Annotated in this window: 16 protein-coding genes; 12 read left to right on the top strand and 4 right to left on the bottom strand. The window is 50.4% G+C overall.

What is annotated here, in order from left to right; genetic code table 11:
* Positions 1–51: 51 nt before the first annotated feature.
* On the bottom strand, positions 52–693 hold the full coding sequence (gene pyrE / locus BM191_RS13690; RefSeq protein WP_092879264.1) for an orotate phosphoribosyltransferase: 642 nt from the start codon (positions 691–693) through the stop codon (positions 52–54).
* Between the two features lie 50 nt (positions 694–743).
* A complete protein-coding gene (rph, locus tag BM191_RS13685) occupies positions 744–1,460 on the bottom strand; it encodes a ribonuclease PH (protein WP_092879122.1) in 717 nt (238 codons plus the stop codon).
* Between the two features lie 186 nt (positions 1,461–1,646).
* Here rph and BM191_RS13680 point away from each other — a divergent pair, with 186 nt between their 5' ends.
* Complete coding sequence (locus BM191_RS13680; protein ID WP_092879120.1) at positions 1,647–2,510, top strand: YicC/YloC family endoribonuclease; 864 nt, start codon at positions 1,647–1,649, stop codon at positions 2,508–2,510.
* A gap of 925 nt (positions 2,511–3,435) precedes the next feature.
* Here BM191_RS13680 and BM191_RS13675 read toward each other — a convergent pair.
* Positions 3,436–4,329, bottom strand: a complete 894-nt coding sequence (locus BM191_RS13675) for a GNAT family protein (RefSeq protein ID WP_177203345.1) — start codon at positions 4,327–4,329, stop codon at positions 3,436–3,438.
* Between the two features lie 221 nt (positions 4,330–4,550).
* Between BM191_RS13675 and BM191_RS17250 the strand changes: the two genes are divergently transcribed.
* The 5 genes from BM191_RS17250 (at position 4,551) to BM191_RS17245 (ending at position 9,101) form a co-directional block, all read left to right on the top strand.
* Positions 4,551–5,309 carry a hypothetical protein gene (locus BM191_RS17250; RefSeq protein WP_230479598.1) on the top strand — a complete coding sequence of 253 codons (759 nt, stop codon included), beginning with the start codon at positions 4,551–4,553 and terminating at the stop codon, positions 5,307–5,309.
* A gap of 221 nt (positions 5,310–5,530) precedes the next feature.
* On the top strand, positions 5,531–5,956 hold the full coding sequence (locus BM191_RS13665) for a hypothetical protein (RefSeq protein WP_092879116.1): 426 nt from the start codon (positions 5,531–5,533) through the stop codon (positions 5,954–5,956).
* Entirely contained in the window at positions 5,949–6,137 is a 189-nt protein-coding gene (locus BM191_RS13660) for a hypothetical protein (protein WP_092879114.1), read from the top strand. Before BM191_RS13665 ends, BM191_RS13660 begins: the two co-directional genes overlap by 8 nt.
* Positions 6,138–6,965: 828 nt before the next feature.
* Positions 6,966–8,252 carry an HAAAP family serine/threonine permease gene (locus BM191_RS13655; RefSeq protein ID WP_092879112.1) on the top strand — a complete coding sequence of 429 codons (1,287 nt, stop codon included), beginning with the start codon at positions 6,966–6,968 and terminating at the stop codon, positions 8,250–8,252.
* A gap of 231 nt (positions 8,253–8,483) precedes the next feature.
* The gene (locus BM191_RS17245; protein ID WP_092879110.1) at positions 8,484–9,101 is read left to right on the top strand and encodes a trimeric intracellular cation channel family protein; all 618 of its coding nucleotides are present in this window, start codon (positions 8,484–8,486) and stop codon (positions 9,099–9,101) included.
* Here the strand turns inward: BM191_RS17245 and ligB are convergent.
* Entirely contained in the window at positions 9,076–10,797 is a 1,722-nt protein-coding gene (gene ligB, locus BM191_RS13645; protein WP_230479597.1) for an NAD-dependent DNA ligase LigB, read from the bottom strand. The two genes, BM191_RS17245 and ligB, sit on opposite strands and share 26 nt — an antisense overlap.
* Positions 10,798–11,051: 254 nt before the next feature.
* Here ligB and gmk point away from each other — a divergent pair, with 254 nt between their 5' ends.
* The 6 genes from gmk (at position 11,052) to BM191_RS13615 (ending at position 18,826) form a co-directional block, all read left to right on the top strand.
* Positions 11,052–11,675 (top strand): guanylate kinase, encoded by a 624-nt coding sequence (gmk, locus tag BM191_RS13640; protein WP_092879108.1) that lies wholly within the window; start codon positions 11,052–11,054, stop codon positions 11,673–11,675.
* 54 nt (positions 11,676–11,729) lie between these two features.
* On the top strand, positions 11,730–12,005 hold the full coding sequence (rpoZ, locus tag BM191_RS13635) for a DNA-directed RNA polymerase subunit omega (RefSeq protein WP_078004700.1): 276 nt from the start codon (positions 11,730–11,732) through the stop codon (positions 12,003–12,005).
* 18 nt (positions 12,006–12,023) lie between these two features.
* Entirely contained in the window at positions 12,024–14,135 is a 2,112-nt protein-coding gene (gene spoT / locus BM191_RS13630; RefSeq protein WP_092879106.1) for a bifunctional GTP diphosphokinase/guanosine-3',5'-bis pyrophosphate 3'-pyrophosphohydrolase, read from the top strand.
* Between the two features lies 1 nt (position 14,136).
* Positions 14,137–14,832 carry a tRNA (guanosine(18)-2'-O)-methyltransferase TrmH gene (gene trmH / locus BM191_RS13625; protein ID WP_092879104.1) on the top strand — a complete coding sequence of 232 codons (696 nt, stop codon included), beginning with the start codon at positions 14,137–14,139 and terminating at the stop codon, positions 14,830–14,832.
* Positions 14,829–16,910 (top strand): ATP-dependent DNA helicase RecG, encoded by a 2,082-nt coding sequence (gene recG / locus BM191_RS13620; RefSeq protein ID WP_092879102.1) that lies wholly within the window; start codon positions 14,829–14,831, stop codon positions 16,908–16,910. Before trmH ends, recG begins: the two co-directional genes overlap by 4 nt.
* A gap of 530 nt (positions 16,911–17,440) precedes the next feature.
* The gene (locus BM191_RS13615) at positions 17,441–18,826 is read left to right on the top strand and encodes a nucleobase:cation symporter-2 family protein (RefSeq protein WP_092879100.1); all 1,386 of its coding nucleotides are present in this window, start codon (positions 17,441–17,443) and stop codon (positions 18,824–18,826) included.
* Positions 18,827–18,948 lie beyond the last annotated feature (122 nt).

Here is an 18,948-nt window from a genome sequence, read left to right as displayed (position 1 = left end):
TGGTAAACTGACTGCGCCTGTACCATGCCTGATATCTTCCTGCGGTCGGTTTCAGACACCGTAGGTATTTCGATAAGACCGGACGCTGGCCAGATGATCGGCCAATTCTGGTTTTTCTTCCAGATAGCTGATTAAATCAGCAAGAGTAATAATCGCGATAACGCTGCATTTATAATCACGCTCAACTTCTTGAATTGCCGAAATATCTGCCAATCCACGCTCCTGTCGATCCAGAGAAATCAGTACGCCTGACAAATGCGCCTTATTTGCCTGTATAATCGCCATTGATTCACGAATAGCCGTTCCGGCGGTAATAACATCATCCACCAGCATCACTCTTCCTTGCAACGGACTACCGACCAGAAGGCCGCCCTCGCCGTGATCTTTCGCCTCTTTGCGATTGAAACACCAGGGGACATCGCGGTCATGGTGATCAGCTAATGCTACGGCGGTAGTGGTTACAATCGGGATGCCCTTGTATGCCGGCCCAAACAGTAAATCGAAATCAATACCGTAATCAATCAGCGCCTGCGCGTAGAAACGGCCCAATAGGGCGATATCACGACCCGTATTGAAAAGTCCCGCATTAAAAAAATAGGGACTGACGCGCCCGGATTTTAGCGTAAACTCGCCAAATTTCAGCACCTGCTTGTTCAGTGCAAACTCAATAAACTGTCGCTGCCAGGCCTTCATATCCGCATCCTCATCGTGTAAAAAAGACGACTCGGAGGTCGCCTGCTTCATCAGTTTGTCAGTGCAGCCTTTTGCGCTGCCACCAGGGTCGTTATGCCGCTACGTGCCAGCTCGAGCAAGTTCAATAGCTCCTCATGACTGAATGGCTCACCCTCTGCCGTTCCTTGTACTTCAATCATGCGTCCATCTTCCATCATGACAACATTCATGTCGGTTTCAGCTGCAGAATCTTCAACGTATTCAAGGTCACATACCGCATTACCATTGACGATACCAACAGAAATCGCGGCGACCATACCCTTCATTGGACTTGCGGCCAGCTGCTTATTGGCGACCATCGCGTCAAGCGCATCAGCCAGCGCTACGCAAGCCCCAGTAATGGAGGCCGTGCGGGTGCCGCCATCAGCCTGAATTACATCGCAGTCAAGGGTAATGGTATATTCGCCCAGCTTGTGCAAATCCACTGCCGCGCGCAGTGAACGCGCAATCAGCCTTTGGATTTCAAGTGTGCGACCGCCTTGTTTTCCTTTCGCCGCTTCACGAGCATTCCGGCTATGTGTTGCCCGCGGCAACATGCCGTACTCCGCCGTGATCCATCCCTGCCCTTGGCCTTTCAAAAAGCGCGGCACGCCTTCTTCTACGGTGGCATTGCAGAGCACTTTTGTTTCACCAAACTCAACGAGCACAGAGCCTTCCGCATGCTTAGTATAATGACGAGTGAGGGTAACGGGGCGCACCTGCTGTGCATTACGGCCTGCTGGACGCATAAATTCTCTCCGGCGGTATAGTATTTAGTTGCGCATTATACGAAATTCACCACTGGATGCCTATCCTGCGTATACTCGCTTCAACTGGACTGTGGTAAAGGATTTAACCGTTATTGCACCCGCGCCTGTCAACCCTCAACGCTCGTCGCTATAATCAGTGAACATTCATTTTTACGGGTAATCTACATGATTCGCAGCATGACCGCCTACGCACGGCGCGAAATTAAAGGCGACTGGGGCAGTGCCGCCTGGGAACTACGTTCAGTAAACCAACGCTATCTGGAAACCTACATCCGTCTGCCTGAGCAGTTCCGCAGTCTTGAACCCATAGTGCGCGAAAGGCTACGTAGTCGATTAACTCGTGGCAAGGTCGAATGCGGGCTACGCTTCGAGGCCGATCTGCAATCTCAGGGCGAACTAATTCTCAATGAGCCGCTGGCAATCCAGCTGGTAAAAGCGGCCAACTGGGTAAAAATGCAGAGCGATGAGGGCGAAATTAATCCGCTGGATATTTTGCGCTGGCCGGGCGTCATGTCGGCAGGCGAGCAGGATCTGAGCGCTATAGCAGAAACCCTGCTGGGCGGGCTCGACGGCACAATTGATGATTTTATTACCGCCCGCGAAACTGAAGGCGCGGCCCTGAAGAGTCTGATCGAACAGCGGCTGGTCGGCGTCAGTGCTGAAGTCAGTAATGTACGATCGCATATGCCGGACGTTCTGAAATGGCAGCGCGAAAGGCTGATAAATAAGCTGGAAGACGCAGAAGTGCAGACTGACAGCAACCGTCTTGAACAAGAGCTGGTAATGATGGCGCAGCGTATCGACGTTGCCGAAGAGCTCGACCGCCTCGATGCCCATGTAAAAGAGACTTATAACATCCTGAAGAAAAAAGAGGCTGTTGGTCGCCGCCTTGATTTTATGATGCAAGAATTCAATCGCGAGTCGAATACCCTGGCATCGAAATCAATCAATGCGGATATCACAACTTCTGCTATAGAGCTTAAAGTGCTGATAGAGCAGATGCGCGAGCAGATTCAAAATATTGAGTAACGTTGCATGCCGTCGCACTCAGTAGCAGAAAACCCACCCAGCCCGCTAAATGCGGGCTTTTTAATTTTCATACTGTCGCATATGATGGCATAACATCGCGGATATAGGGTGTACCAAACGAAAAACGCTTTAGCAAAAAACCAGCCAATAAAAGACCTTTACGCGCTTACTCAATGAGCAGATTCAATCGAGTAGATTTACTATCAAACTCTTCAAATCTCACAACAACTTCCTGATACCCTATAGCCCGCGTCATAACGGACTTTTTTCTGAACATGGGCAGGAAAGGTCGGCGGTGCTCCCCGACTTAAACGTCAGTTGGCTGGATGAGATGAGGAGCCGGGCATTCGCCAAAAAGCAGCGACATACTTCGAGAAACGCCTGAATGAAGGATGTTTTTATTGAAAGACACCATTAAGGCCCATGCGTAGCGTACTCGTATAACCATAAATGTCCGGCCGCGATTCAGTCAGTGGCGCTTTTGCGTCTGGCGGCTGAGTTACGAACTCAGAGGCATCGCTTCAATGTAAAACCATTGCGACCAGCCTTAGTCGCCAGGTTCTGCGGGAGAGAGCCTCACAGGATTTCAGCCCGAGCGGCTACTATTAACTCAGGGATGTCAGTAAGTGATACGAGCAGCGGTGCTTAACGATATCGAGAGTGATTACAATCGCTATCTGGATAATACCAATTATCGCGGATTCTGATGCGTCCGATACACTCGTGGTAATTCACGTCGAGTTACTAAGCTCCTATTAGATAGGTGTACGCGCTCACAACGTTGCAATCGACGTGAATTATCATTTTTTGCAGCAAATACAGATAGGGCGTTTATCAACGACTTTATTAAAAGGAGGAATTGCTATAGAAGTCCACAATGCCAGTCACATCCCCTATTGCCCTATATAAAGTGGAGGCGATTTATTCATAGCAGCCTGCCAAGCTTTTCCTGAAAGCACCACCGTTGTTTGTAATCTAAGGTTGGCTTCCCAAAGGAGAATCGAATATGCTTACCTTCAGAAGAAATATTGTTATATGCTTCATTTACATTGATCCACATCAGGATAGAGCCTAAAGAGTGCTTTCTAATTTCCTTATTTATCCCAATATTTATAAAGTCCAGTAAAATCGTGTTTCCCGAATCGCAACGTGTTATCAACATAAAAGCACAAGGCTTATTATTTAAATAAAGAATCTTTCCGAAAAAATTACTCCTGAATTTTTTAATAAAATTCCGTTCATTTCTGCCATCATAGTTTCGTTTCCCCCACCGCATTTCAAAAAGGGAGTGGTATATATCCACCATCTCATCCGATTGGAATTCAGATTGCTCCTTTATTTCTCCACCATCATTTAAAAACTTACTCAGTTCTCTTTTTCGTGTCTGAACTGTCTTCTTTGAAAACGATGCTAAAGGTTTAGCCAGACAAATGGCTCTTCTTGCATTAAATAGTTCATTTCTATTAAAAATATTTTTATTTATTGGCGAAATTATTTTGCTTTTGAAGGGTATGAAAGTTTTCTTTTCTTTAGCCACAGGTAAAATCAATTCATCTTTAGCGACGGGAATGCATAGATGCGACGTCACTAAATCAGTACATGTATCATTAGCTAGCCTGTTTTTATGCCATACGTACACCCCACCATTTATCCTACCTGATGTAAGATGAACGAAGTATTTCTCTTTACAATCGGCATTGCTATGAATATAAGCTAACACATCTGGGTGAGTAGAAAAGTTACCGCCATATTGTGAATAACATCGTTTGTATTCATCAAAAGAAGCTTCTTCCCAACCCAGGAACTTACGAATTAACATGTTGTATTCCATTGTTAGATTCTCATAAAAGAATCTGTATTTCTTCGCCCGGTAACTATATCAGTTGCCATATGGGGCTGGAAGCTTTACGTTTCCACTCTAAGCCATTACGTTGTAAAATTGTCCTTAATAGACTTTCCGACGAACAGAGAAGCGGCAAGCTTTACCGCCTGCGTCTTCTTCTTTCACTTAGGCGATGACATGGATGGCGTACGTAGCAGATGAGTAAATTCCTGGCCCCACTATCCAGCTATTCTCTGGATAGGGCAGCACAGATGCTATGCGCTCACGGGGCAGATTGCACCAGTGAGGATTTGCTGACGCTTTGGAATGAAAAACATATCGAGTTATGTTTTTCGCTACCTGACCATATAGCCTGCGAAAACGTCCCGGCACCGGGCACCGGCAGAGAGGTTTTGCTTTCAGTTTCTCCGGTCAGTTTTCACGTATTCTGGGAGTCGGTAGATTACGGCCTTCCCTCGGATGATTACGCAATACTCAGCGTTAAGAGATACGGCTCTAAGGATAACTATACAGAGCGTAAACTGCATGTAAGTATGAAACCTGAATATTCCGTTTGTGACGATAACGGCCAATGGCTATGCGCAATACTTTCACTTACCTACGGTCTGGACGGTCTTTGCATTCCCGGTAAGGAGCTAGAGAAACTATTTCATTTTCTGACAGATCCTGAAGGCGACGAGGTTTTAGCCGAGGGTAAGCCTGTATCAGCGAAAACCATCAACTATTTGGCCGTTACTTTAAAATCCTTTATTTATATTCACTATGGGGCAGATGTTGCGGAAAATCTGAGAAAACATCTTGAAGATCCTACCAGCCTGATACGAACAGATTTTGCCAACAAAGAAATAAAAGCACCCGGAGGGAAAGCGTTGGCGGGGCACCTGAAAGATATTCTTATTGAGATTTTACCCGCTATTGAGAGAACAGACGTAGAAAGCGGGTGTGATAACAGGTAATCCCACAGAGGAACATTTGTAATATTCTGGCGCATTAGAATATTCCAGAACTCTGCACAGTACTCTTTTGATTACCTTTTTACTGAATAGAGATAATTGTATGAAGTATCTGCAATTTACTATTCCGCCGAGCGGAAATGCCCGCGCCCATCACGTTGCTCTCTATCCCGGCGTACATATCAGTACGATATGGCATTACGCTAAACGTACGGGAGGTGTATATGCTTGATTCTGCCCCCCCACGTGTTGCAACCTCAGCACCTCTTAATTCAACGATTCGTAACCATATCGTATCAATGGTGGCACTGGTGAGACAACTTTCAGGGGAAAACTCTGATAATAGCACCCTAAATCAGCACAGTAGGGCCATCGTTATGGCTAATCACCCTGCCCATTTTCCGTTCAAGTTTCAGTATCGTTCTGTGCCATTGTCCCGCGCTGATCGGCAGGAGAGACTCCGCCAGATTATCCTTGAAGCCACTGGCGAGCACCAGGCTGCAATCGTTCATCGCCTTATGTCTCCTCATCCGGGCAATCTGATTGTGGCCGACACCAACGCGCTGACAGACTTACTATCTTCATCGGTATCTAGCACTGCCCGTTATCTGAATAGCATGCAGATTAAACAGGGGATCGGTCATGCGTAATTCCTACTCAACTCCCGCTGAAGCTATAAGACCAATCGCAGCCGTACTGGAAGCGGCACAATACCTGTTTAACGACGAATACGGCAAAGAACTTGCTCATGATCTGCTTGCCTGGGCGCAGGAAACCGCAGTACGCGCAACCCAGGCAATGAGCGGCGTAGAAGAAAGCGACTGTGAGTAAGTGCCCTGCGATCATCTTTTTAAAAGAGGGCGATAAAACTGGCCCGGATGCCAGATTAAAGTTAACTGCCAGCGAATAGGTGCGGTGCCGGGTACCGCGCCACTATATGATGAACTGATGGGCGTAGGGATATTAAAAAAACGACAAAGCTGAACTTCTTTTTGCTATCAGTGTTCGCCTGTGGGTAACCTGGTTGTTCGTAAAGATTTTAAAGGAAACAGCAGGCCTGACCATAGCGACAACACCATTTTCACCAAAAACACGCCTATCTGGAGGCTTACGGTCATCAAAGGGTGTTGGTTCTCATCACGTTAGTAGAGACCTGCAGGGATGGCGAATGGAACAGCACATGGCTACCCGAAAGTGGGATAACCAGAAAAATCGCCTAAGATTCCCTCTTTGCATACTGACCAATATTTGACCATACCCTTTCAGTTTGTAGCCAAAATAAAAACATACCATCAACAAACCAATTAATAAAAAGGCTTAACAGATGTGCTCAATAAACCGATTTAACATTCAATTAGGCACCTTACTTCACCCCCAAAACGATTTTAAATGTAGTGACAAAACGGAAAATTGTCTTTTCAGCGTGGCGATGTCTGATCTCGCACAATAAGTCTCGATTAAATCCGCATTGAGCGGATTAATGGCAAAATATTGCGATCACGATCACTTTCAATTGACCTACATCAGGATATCTTCCTTGCGCCCACTTGTGATTAAAATTCAAACAATCATAAATAAATGAAATATTATTTCGTACTAATTAACTATGACATTATTTATATCCAAAATGATGGCTATCATAGATTTCAGGAGATATAAATGGAAACCATGCAAACGCATTCGGTTGTGACTGGTACTGGCCCGGCAGCATGGCGCAAAACTGATACCATCTGGATGCTTGGCCTGTATGGCACCGCGATCGGTGCAGGCGTGCTTTTTCTGCCAATTCAAGCAGGAATGGGGGGAATGCTCCCGCTTATCGTCATGACGATCATCGCCTTTCCGATGACTTACTATTCTCATCGTGGGCTGACTCGTTTCGTACTTTCAGGAAAAAATCCTGGCGATGATATTACCGAAGTTGTCGAGGAACACTTTGGCAACGGTGCAGGTAAGCTCATTACTCTGCTTTACTTCTTTGCAATCTACCCAATTTTATTGACTTACAGCGTAGCCATTACCAACACGGTAGAAAGTTTTATCACCTATCAGATGCATATGTCCCCACCTCCTCGTGCGCTCCTGGCATTAATTCTGATTGTTTGTCTGATGAGCATCGTACGCTTGGGTGAACAGATGATCGTTAAAGCGATGAGCTTTTTGGTGTTTCCGTTTGTAATAACCCTGACCCTGCTGGCGCTCTATTTGATCCCCCATTGGAATTTGAGCGGATTGCAGGGCATGTCGTTTGAAACGCCGCAGGCGGGAGCCGGGCTGTGGAAAACACTGTGGCTGGCTATTCCTGTGATGGTGTTCTCGTTTAACCATTCACCGATCATATCCTCTTTTTCGGTAGCTAAACGCAATGAGTATGGCAAGGAAGCTGAGCAAAAATGTAGCCGCATCTTGATGTTTGCCCATATCATGATGGTTTTCACCGTTATGCTGTTTGTTTTTAGCTGCGTGTTCTGCCTGTCAACGGCCGACTTAGCGCAGGCCAAAGCGCAGAATATTACAATCCTTTCCTACCTGGCGAATCATTTCCATGCACCTTTCATCGCCTGGGCTGCACCGATTATTGCCATGATAGCTATCTCAAAATCCTTTCTTGGCCACTATCTGGGGGCGCGTGAAGGGTTTAACGGCATGATGGTTAAAATGCTGCGCAGCCGTGGGAAAAACGTTGACCACAACAAGCTAAATCGCCTGACCGCTATATTCATGCTGTTCACCGCCTGGCTGGTGGCCACCCTGAATCCCAACGTCCTGAATATCATTGAAACTCTGGGAGGCCCGGTAATCGCTATAATCCTGTTTTTGATGCCGATGTATGCTATTGCGAAAGTGCCGGCAATGCGCAAATACAGCGGTCACATCAGCAACATCTTTGTGGTGCTGATAGGGTTGATTGCGATCACAGCAATCTCCTATTCACTGTTCCTGTGAACGCCTGAACGCAAACAGTGCTGGGAAGAAATTCCCAGCCAGTTCGTAAAGACAGTGATAAATAAAGTTAGGATAAGCTGGCCCATTTCTCTGGCAGAAAACCCACCTACCAGAACTAAACTCACCCTTCTGAAATAAGGAAAAGTTATCTGATTTACGATAAATTAAAAAATCTCAGTAGTCGGCCTCAGGTTGAATCAGTACGCTGCACGCCGGTTTGCAGGAGTTATTATGTTACTGACCGTTTTATATATTATTGGAATAACCGCTGAGGCCATGACTGGCGCACTGGCTGCAGGACGCCGTAAAATGGATATGTTTGGTGTAATTATTATCGCCTCAGTTACCGCCATTGGCGGCGGATCGGTGCGCGATATCCTGTTGGGCCATTATCCGCTTGGTTGGGTCAAACATCCGCAATATATTCTGGTCGTTGCGGCCGCTGCGGTTATTACAACCCTTGCCGCGCCGCTGATGCCCCATCTGCGCAAAGTTTTTTTGGTGCTGGATGCGCTGGGCCTTGTCGTTTTTTCTATTATTGGCGCTCAGGTAGCACTTGATATGGGCCACCCCGCGCTCATTTCCGCAATCAGTGCAGTCATTACCGGCGTATTTGGTGGAGTACTGCGCGATCTGTTTTGCAACCAGATACCGTTAGTGTTTCAAAAGGAGCTCTACGCAGGTATCGCCTTCGCCTCTGGCTGGCTATATATTCTGCTATTGAAAACCCAACTGCCTAATGAATGGGTCGTGGTTATAACCCTGCTTGCAGGCTTTTTGGCCCGCCTGGTCGCTTTGCGTTTTCGCCTCGGCTTGCCCGTTTTTAACTATCAGCACCCCGACCATTGACTTGCTTTTCAGAACTACCCGGATCAGGCACGCCCTGAGCCTGGAGGAATGTAATCAGCTGCCGGACAGTTTCATTGGCAAACCAACGTCGAATGCGATCGGCAAGCACAGGACCAACACCGGGCAATTCACGCCACTCTGCTGATGTTTTTGCCATCAGTGCCGACCAGCTGCTCTCATGCAACACGTTCAATGCAGGTCCCGGCACTGGTATTCCCAGAGCCTTCACCCAGCGCTGTAACGGCTGTCTGCGCGTCACGTTAAAGCGATGCAAAAGCCAGGCTGAACGAGATGGAGAAATACCTGGCAGCGTAGCAATTTGTGCTTCACTAAGCGTAAGCCAGCTAAACAAATGCTTAATTGCACCTGCCTGAATAAGCTGCTGCCAGTAGCCCCGGCTCAACCCATTCATATCTAACACCTCGCGGCTAGCTAACCAGTCGAGGCGCGCCAGCATCTGTGATGCGCATCCATCAGTTAACATCAGACAGCTAAGTGAGTTATAGCGACCTTCATAGGGTGGCGTGGGGTAAACGCGCGTTCGGGTACGCCAGACAACGCGGTCGAAGCGCGGGATCCCTAACCCGGCCAGCGATACGCTGATCTGATCGCCAGGTACGATGTCGGCTTTACGCCAGCGAAGAAGCGTACCCAGACTAACGTGGCGCAACTGCTTATCATCCAGAGCTTGCGGCTGAAGCCTGAGCACGACGGCGATTTTGCCGGTCCGACCGAGTTTAAACTCAACCGCTTTCACTTCTGCGATAGTTTGCGGCGGCGGAAATTTCCATGCCACTGCCCAGTCACCAATGCCCGGCCGCCAGCTCGCCCCGATCAGAGTCGGTTCCCGATGCACCACTACACCATCAGTGGCAAACGGCAGGGGAGCTCGATACCAGCGTTGTCGCCAGGCAGCAACCTCTTTGCTCTCAGAGACAGGGTATGTCCACTTTGACGCCAGGGAAAATCCTAACGACGAAAGCAGATTCTGCCGCGCGGGCATCGTCGCGGGGCCATCCGGCCAGGCCCAGATGAATAGTCCGATATCAGCCAGTAGCGGGCTCGGTTGCTTGCGTCTCAGGGCACCAGCAACTTTCGCTCTGGCGTTTACACTGCCCTGCTCAGCCTGCCGATGATTTTTCATTCGTAAAAACAGTTCGCCCTGAAGTACCAGGCTAAGCGGTTCAGGTAACGAAGCTGGAATGGCTGCAATAGCGTGAGCCTGAGCCGTCCAGTCCTCACCATAAATACCATCCCCACGGCTTATCAGCCGCTGTAGCTTCCCGCGATGATAAACCAGCGTTACCGCAATACCGTCTACCTTTGGTTGTACCCAGTACGGGCCGCGTGATTGCTGCATCCAACGCTCCAGAGCTGCTTCCCCCGGCAGCTTACGCACGCCAATGTGCGCGATGGGATGTGCAGTTCGCCCATGGGCGACACCAATCGGTTCAGACATCGAATAGTACGAGTTAAAACAGGTACGCCAACGCCCCAGCCGTTCGCGCAACGCATCGTATTCGTAATCCTCTACCGGGCTTTTTCCGTCACGATAGTAGGCGCGATCCCAAATGCTGAGTTGGTGACTCAGCGCCCTAATTTCCTGCTCTGCGCGCTCTTCAGGCCAGGACGGACACAGTGCCGCAACCGGGCTGCTAAATATCAGGGTGATGATTGCCGCAGCTCTCCATTGCATTATTTCACGTCTCCCTGTCAGATGTCTGGCAACTCTAGCCAACCCATCATTTATCGGCGACATACGGATATTCATTGGCCGTACTGGGCCTCACGCTTATTGTGCAACTACCTAAGATTGAGGTTCATTTTGCGGCGAGGCTTCAGGCGGCAGAGAAAATAGTTGTCGGTCGGCGTTAAACGCTGCATCGAGTGCGTCAGGCGTGTATACTGAGCACGAAATAGACTTCGCTAATTGACATATAACTAACACACATGGCTCAAGGCACGCTTTATATCGTTTCCGCTCCCAGTGGAGCAGGAAAATCCAGCCTGATTCAGGCACTACTGAAAACACAGCCGCTGTACGATACCCAAGTTTCTATTTCTCATACCACCCGGTGTATGCGGCCGGGCGAACAGCACGGGGAGCATTATTTTTTTGTTTCCCATGATGAATTCCGTGCCATGATCGAGCGTGATGCGTTCCTTGAACATGCTGAAGTTTTTGGCAACTATTATGGTACTTCGCGCGAAGCTATTGAGCAGGTGCTGGCGACCGGCGTCGATATTTTCCTTGATATTGACTGGCAAGGCGCTCAACAGATTCGGCACAAATTACCTGACGCGCGCAGTATCTTTGTCTTGCCGCCGTCACGCGAAGAGCTGGACCGTCGACTGCGTGGCCGTGGACAGGATAGTGAAGAAGTCATTTCCAGGCGTATGGCACAAGCCGTTGCGGAAATGGATCACTACGCTGAGTATGATTATTTAATTGTGAACGATGATTTCGATCTGGCATTATCCGATCTGAAAACCATTATCCGTGCAGAACGCTTGCGGATAGGGCGTCAGAAAGCGCGCCATGATGGATTAATCAGCAAATTATTGGCAGACTGAAGCCACTTTCAGTATGATGCCCAGTCTTTTCGTCACCCGTGGAGTAGCACATATATGGCACGCGTAACCGTACAGGACGCAGTAGAGAAAATTGGTAACCGCTTTGACCTAGTTTTGGTCGCTGCTCGTCGCGCACGCCAGATGCAGACGTATGGTAAAGATCCGCTGGTCCCGGAAGAAAACGACAAACCAACCGTCATTGCCCTGCGTGAAATTGAAGAGGGTTTGATCACCAGTCGCATCCTCGATGTGCGTGAGCGTCAGGAGCAGCAAGAGCAAGAGGCTGCTGAACTGCAGGCTGTTACCGCGATTGCAGAAGGCCGTCGTTAATTATTTCGCAGGTCACCCTTGTATCTGTTTGAAAGTCTTAATCAGCTGATTGAAAAATACCTGCCTGAGGAGCAAATTAAGCGCCTCAAGCAGGCCTATCTGGTCGCACGTGATGCTCACGAGGGACAGACACGTACCAGTGGTGAACCCTATATCACCCATCCTGTCGCCGTAGCCTGCATTTTGGCCGAGATGAAGCTCGATCATGAAACGCTGATTGCTGCGCTGCTTCACGATGTTATCGAAGATACTCCGGCAACCTATCAGGATATAGAGCAACTTTTTGGTAAAAGCGTTGCTGAACTGGTAGAGGGGGTTTCCAAACTCGATAAGCTCAATTTCCGCGATAAGAAAGAAGCGCAGGCGGAAAACTATCGTAAAATGATCATGGCGATGGTGCAGGATATCCGTGTCATTTTAATTAAATTCGCCGACAGAACGCATAATATGCGTACGCTGGGTGCGCTGCGTCCGGATAAACGTCGTCGCATCGCGCGTGAAACGCTGGAGATTTACAGTCCGCTGGCCCATCGACTCGGCATTCATCATCTTAAAACCGAGCTCGAAGAGCTGGGTTTTGAAGCACTTTATCCCAATCGCTACCGGGTAATTAAAGAGGTGGTAAAAGCAGCCCGTGGCAACCGCAAGGAGATGATTCAAAAAATCCTTTCGGAAATTGATGGGCGTCTGCAAGAAGCAGGCATTGCCTGCCGCGTCTCGGGGCGGGAAAAGCATCTCTATTCAATTTACTGCAAAATGCACCTTAAAGAGCAGCGCTTTCACTCCATCATGGACATTTACGCTTTTCGCGTCATCGTGCGTGATGTTGATACCTGTTATCGCGTTATGGGTCAAATGCATAGCCTGTATAAACCGCGCCCTGGTAGGGTTAAAGACTATATTGCCATTCCTAAAGCTAACGGATATCAATCGCTGCATACTTCGATGATTGGCCCGCATGGCGTGCCCGTTGAGGTTCAGATTCGTACTGAAGATATGGATCAGATGGCTGAAATGGGGGTTGCAGCGCATTGGGCCTATAAAGAACAGGGTGAAACCAGCACGACAGCGCAGATCCGCGCACAGCGTTGGATGCAGAGCTTGCTGGAGCTGCAGCAGAGTGCCGGCAGTTCATTTGAATTTATTGAAAGCGTAAAATCCGATCTGTTCCCGGATGAGATTTACGTTTTTACTCCGGAAGGGCGGATCGTAGAGCTACCTGCCGATGCCACGCCTGTCGATTTTGCTTATGCCGTGCATACCGACATAGGACACGCCTGCGTAGGCGCTCGTGTCGATCGTCAACCCTATCCACTATCTCAGCCGCTAACCAGCGGACAGACTATCGAGATTATCACTGCACCCGGCGCCCGTCCTAATGCCGCCTGGCTCAATTTTGTGGTCAGCTCACGCGCACGATCAAAAATTCGCCAGATGTTAAAAAGCCTCAAACGCGAGGACTCAGTCAACCTTGGTCGTCGCCTGCTTAATCACGCCCTCGGCGGCAGCCGCAAGCTTTCTGAAATAAGGCCTGAGCATATTCAAAAAGAGCTGGAACGCATGCGTCTGAGCAGCCTTGACGATCTGCTGGCTGAAATTGGCCTCGGCAACGCTATGAGCGTGGTTGTCGCGAAGAATCTGCAACCGGGGGAGACGACCATTCCGGCACCAAACACCGCCGCGCATAGTAAGCTGCCAATTAAAGGCGCAGACGGCGTACTGATAACCTTTGCTAAATGCTGTCGTCCCATCCCCGGCGATCCAATAGTAGCGCATGTCAGTCCTGGTAAAGGGCTGGTGGTGCATCACGAATCTTGCCGAAATATTCGCGGCTATCAAAAAGAGCCGGAAAAGTTTATGGCGGTCGAGTGGGATACGGTGACCGACCAGGAGTTTGTCGCGGAAATCAAAGTGGATATGTTCAATCATCAGGGCGTACTTGCCAATCTGACAGCGGCAATTAACACCGCTGGTTCGAACATCCAAAGCCTGAATACCGAAGAGAAAGACGGCCGCGTCTACAGCGCCTATATCCGCCTTACCGCTCGCGATCGCATTCACCTTGCTAACATCATGCGAAAAATTCGCGTTATGCCGGATGTGATCAAGGTCCACCGCAACCGTAATTAGCATGAACAATCAACGCCATGCCCGTATCCGTGCCATGCTCGCCAGCCGTCAACACGACTTGACGGTCTGCATGGAGCAGGTCCATAAGCCTCATAATGTATCGGCGGTCATCCGTACTGCTGACGCCGTCGGGGTGCATGAAGTTCATGCCGTATGGCCCGGCAATCGCATGCGAACGATGGTTTCAACTGCCGCAGGGAGCAACAGCTGGGTTCAGGTAAAAACGCATCGCACCATTACCGATGCGGTTGAGCATCTTAAAGGTTGCGGCATGCAGATTCTGGCCACGCATCTGTCCGATGAGGCGGTGGATTTTCGCGAAATAGACTATACCCTGCCAACCTGCATTCTGATGGGACAAGAAAAGACCGGCATCACCGAAACAGCGCTGTCGCTGGCTGACCGACAGATTATTATCCCTATGGTCGGTATGGTGCAGTCACTCAATGTCTCAGTCGCTAGCGCGCTGATCCTTTATGAAGCACAGCGCCAGCGTCAGATTGCCGGGATGTATCATCGCCAGCAAAGTACCCTCGAGATCAGCGAGCAGCAGCGCCTGTTGTTTGAAGGCGGCTATCCGGTGCTGGCACGGGTAGCACGGCAAAAGGGGTTGGCCACACCCGTTATTGGTGTGGAAGGCGAAGTCATTGCCGATCCAGAGTGGTGGGCCATAATGCAGTCTTCGGTGTCACAATGAAAGGGCACCTGCTGGACGCGATACCACTAAGTACGCTTTCCGGAGTCGGTGCCAGTCAGGCTGGAAAGCTGAGCAAACTCGGCCTGTATAACGTACAGGATCTGCTGTTACATCTACCGCTACGTTATGAAGATCACACGCATTTGTACGCCATTAACGACCTGCTACCCGGTGTATATGCCACGGTAGAAGGCGAGGTGCTTCACACCGAGGTCACCTTCGGACGCCGGAGGATGCTGGCCTGTCAGATTAGCGACGGCAGCGGGGTGCTAACGCTACGCTTCTTCAACTTCAATGCCGGTATGAAAAACAGCCTGGCGATCGGTAGTCGGGTGACTGCCTACGGAGAAATACGCCGGGGTCAGCGCGGTGCAGAAATTATTCATCCGCAATACAAAGTACAGGGCGGACAAGGTGCCATGATACTTCAGGAAACGCTGACGCCGATTTACTCCACCACCGAGGGTGTACGTCAGGCCACACTGCGTAACCTTTCCGATCAGGCGCTTAAGCTGCTGGACACCTGTCCGATTCCCGAGCTGCTGCCGCCCGAACTGAGCCAGGGTATGATAAGCCTACCCGACGCGCTACGCATGCTTCATCGACCGCCGCCGAACACGGTGTTAAGTGATCTTGATAGCGGTAACCATCCTGCTCAACGCCGCCTGGTTATGGAAGAACTGCTGGCGCACAACCTCAGCATGCTGGCGGTACGCGCCGGCGCACAGCGTCACCGGGCATTATCATTGACTCTTCTTCCCGCACTTCGCGAGAAACTACTGTCGGCGCTGCCATTCAAGCCTACCTCCGCACAAAGCCGCGTGGTGCAAGAGATTGACGCAGATCTTGCTCATAACTATCCGATGATGCGTCTGGTGCAGGGCGATGTCGGCTCAGGAAAAACGTTGGTGGCAGCGCTCGCCGCGCTGGCGGTGATTGCCCACGGTAAGCAAGTTGCGTTAATGGCACCGACTGAGCTGCTAGCCGAGCAACACGCCAACAATTTCCGCCAGTGGTTTGCCCCACTGGGAATCGATGTGGGCTGGCTGGCTGGCAAGCAGAAAGGTAAAGCCCGTAGCGCCGGACAGGAGGCGATCGCCAGTGGCCAGATCGCGATGGTGGTTGGCACCCATGCTCTGTTTCAGGAGCAGGTCCGATTTAACGGCCTGGCGCTGGTGATTATCGATGAGCAGCACCGGTTTGGCGTGCATCAGCGCCTGGCGCTGTGGGAAAAGGGCGAAGAGCAAGGTTTCCATCCCCATCAGTTGATCATGACCGCAACGCCAATACCACGAACCTTGGCGATGACGGCTTATGCAGATCTGGATACCTCGGTAATTGACGAGCTGCCACCGGGCAGAACGCCAGTGACTACCGTGGCTATCCCGGATACCCGTCGGAGCGATATTATCGAACGGGTACAAAAAGCCTGCCAACAGGAGGGACGTCAAGCCTACTGGGTCTGTACGTTGATTGAAGAGTCCGATTTGCTGGAAGCTCAGGCTGCGGAAGCCACCTGGCAGGAACTACAGATAGCCATTCCGACGCTCACTATCGGATTGGTACACGGACGCATGAAACCGCTGGAAAAGCAGGCGGTAATGCAGGCATTTAAGCAGGGAGAGCTACAGCTGCTGATCGCAACAACGGTTATTGAAGTGGGCGTAGACGTGCCGAATGCCAGCCTGATGATAATTGAAAATCCGGAGCGCCTCGGTCTGGCTCAGCTACACCAGCTGCGTGGGCGCGTCGGTCGGGGGGCGGTCGCTTCACACTGCGTGCTGCTTTATAAAACGCCCCTCAGCAAAACCGCACAAAAACGCTTGCAAGTACTGCGCGACAGTAATGACGGGTTCGTTATCGCTCAACGAGATCTGGAAATTCGCGGACCAGGTGAACTTCTCGGTACCCGCCAGACTGGCAACGCTGAATTTCGTGTCGCCGACCTGGTACGCGACCAGGAGATGATTCCTGAGGTTCAGCGCATCGCCCGACACATCCATCAACGCTATCCACAACAGGCCCAGGCGCTGATTGAGCGCTGGCTTCCGGAAACTGTGCGCTATAGTAATGCTTGATCTTCTCTACGCCGGGGGAAATTTCTGGCAAACAGCTCCACCAACCGCGTGCGGGCGGCATCGCCGCGATAAGTCATCAATTTTCACCCCTGCCCATCAATGGTGCTACTGGCACACAGGCTTTAGCGATGGCGTGCCACTCTGGCACAGGAAATGTTATCGTCACCGGACCTAATCGTCAGTTGTGAGGAACTGGGCCGATATTGCAATTGAGCTTAAAATCCCTGACGTCTGTGCTGCACAGTTATCGGCTACATTCCGCAACATTAAACCTTATTGTACAGCGCCATTGGCAATCTGCCCCCGGCTCTGCTAACGACCAGCGTCGCAATCTGTTGAATATTATGCCTCAGACAGCCTTAAGCGTGCCTTGCCGACCGCGTCCGTTAAGAAGGCGTGGCAAAGTGATGACAGTCGCTACCGCGCTGATTTACGCTCTGAATAGTCAAGCGCAGATGGCCCATAGCAAACGATTGCTTTTGATTGGGATAGGTTTAAAATCGCCACTTTGTTGTTATGGGAGTCTCTTTATGTCCGCCAATACCTTTGAGGAAAGCCGGGTGCAGGACGCGCCGGCACTGTCACGCAGCGAACTGATTTACCGGCTTGAAGATCGCCCGCCGCTGCCACAAACCCTGTTCGCAGCGTTGCAACATTTGCTGGCGATGTTTGTCGCGGTAATCACTCCTGCCCTGCTTATTTGCCAGGCACTGGGCTTGCCGACAGAAGATACCCGCCACATTATCAGCATGTCACTATTTGCTTCGGGAGTAGCATCAATTCTACAGATCAAAACCTGGGGGCCCGTTGGATCAGGGCTATTGTCAATTCAGGGTACCAGCTTCAACTTCGTTACGCCGTTGATTATGGGCGGCATGACGCTACAAAACGGCGGCGCAGACGTACCGACCATGATGGCCGCACTATTTGGCACCCTGATGCTGGCTTCCTGTACTGAAATACTATTATCGCGTGTACTGCATCTGGCCCGCCGTATTATCACGCCGCTGGTCTCCGGCATCGTGGTAATGATCATCGGTCTGTCGTTGATTCAGGTAGGCCTGACATCCATCGGCGGCGGTTTTGCGGCGATCCACGATCATAGCTTCGGCGCGCCGAAAAACCTGATGCTGGCGGGCGCGGTGCTGTTGGTTATCATTTTGCTCAACCGCCAGCGCAATCCCTACTTGCGCGTCGCTTCACTGGTGATTGCCATGACGGTGGGATATCTACTTGCCTGGGCCTTGAATATGCTGCCGCAGAGTGCGCCAGCCGACCTCGCGCTAATCGCCGTGCCGCGCCCCTTTTACTATGGCCTGAGCATTGACTGGAGCCTGCTAATCCCCTTAATGCTGGTGTTTATGGTAACTTCACTGGAAACCATTGGCGACATTACCGCCACCAGCGATGTTTCTGAACAACCGGTGAGCGGGCCGCTTTATATGAAACGCCTGAAAGGGGGCGTTCTGGCAAACGGCCTCAACTCTCTGGTTTCGGCGCTATTCAACACCTTCCCTAACTCCTGCTTTGGCCAGAATAATGGCGTGATCCAGCTTACTGGCGTCGCCAGCCGCTACGTTGGGTTTGTGGTAGCGCTGATGCTAATAATCCTTGGGCTATTCCCTGCGGTTGCAGGCTTTGTACAGCATATCCCTGAGCCGGTATTAGGCGGCGCGACCATCGTGATGTTCGGAACCATTGCCGCTTCCGGCCTGCGCATTGTTTCGCGCGAGGCGCTTGATCGCCGTGCAATAATGATCATTGCGCTCTCCCTGGCTGTCGGCATGGGCGTATCTCAGCAGCCACTGATCTTGCAGTTTGCTCCAGACTGGTTGAAAACCCTGCTTTCATCGGGCATCGCTGCCGGAGGCATCACGGCAATAGTGCTTAATTTGGTATTTCCTCAGGAAAAATAGGTGCATAAATGAGGCCCGGCGCGTCTGAATATTCGGCTCCGGGCTTCCACGAGCAGAAGGCTGCATTTTTATCCATGCGCAAATTGTCTCATTAAAAGTAGATGTTTTTCTAATTTCAGCAG

This window comes from Izhakiella capsodis, from assembly GCF_900115045.1.
GTDB classification, from domain to species: Bacteria; Pseudomonadota; Gammaproteobacteria; order Enterobacterales; family Enterobacteriaceae; genus Izhakiella; species Izhakiella capsodis.
The sequence above is the reverse complement of the archived record's forward strand: the minus strand, read 5'-3'. Positions and strand labels throughout refer to the sequence as shown.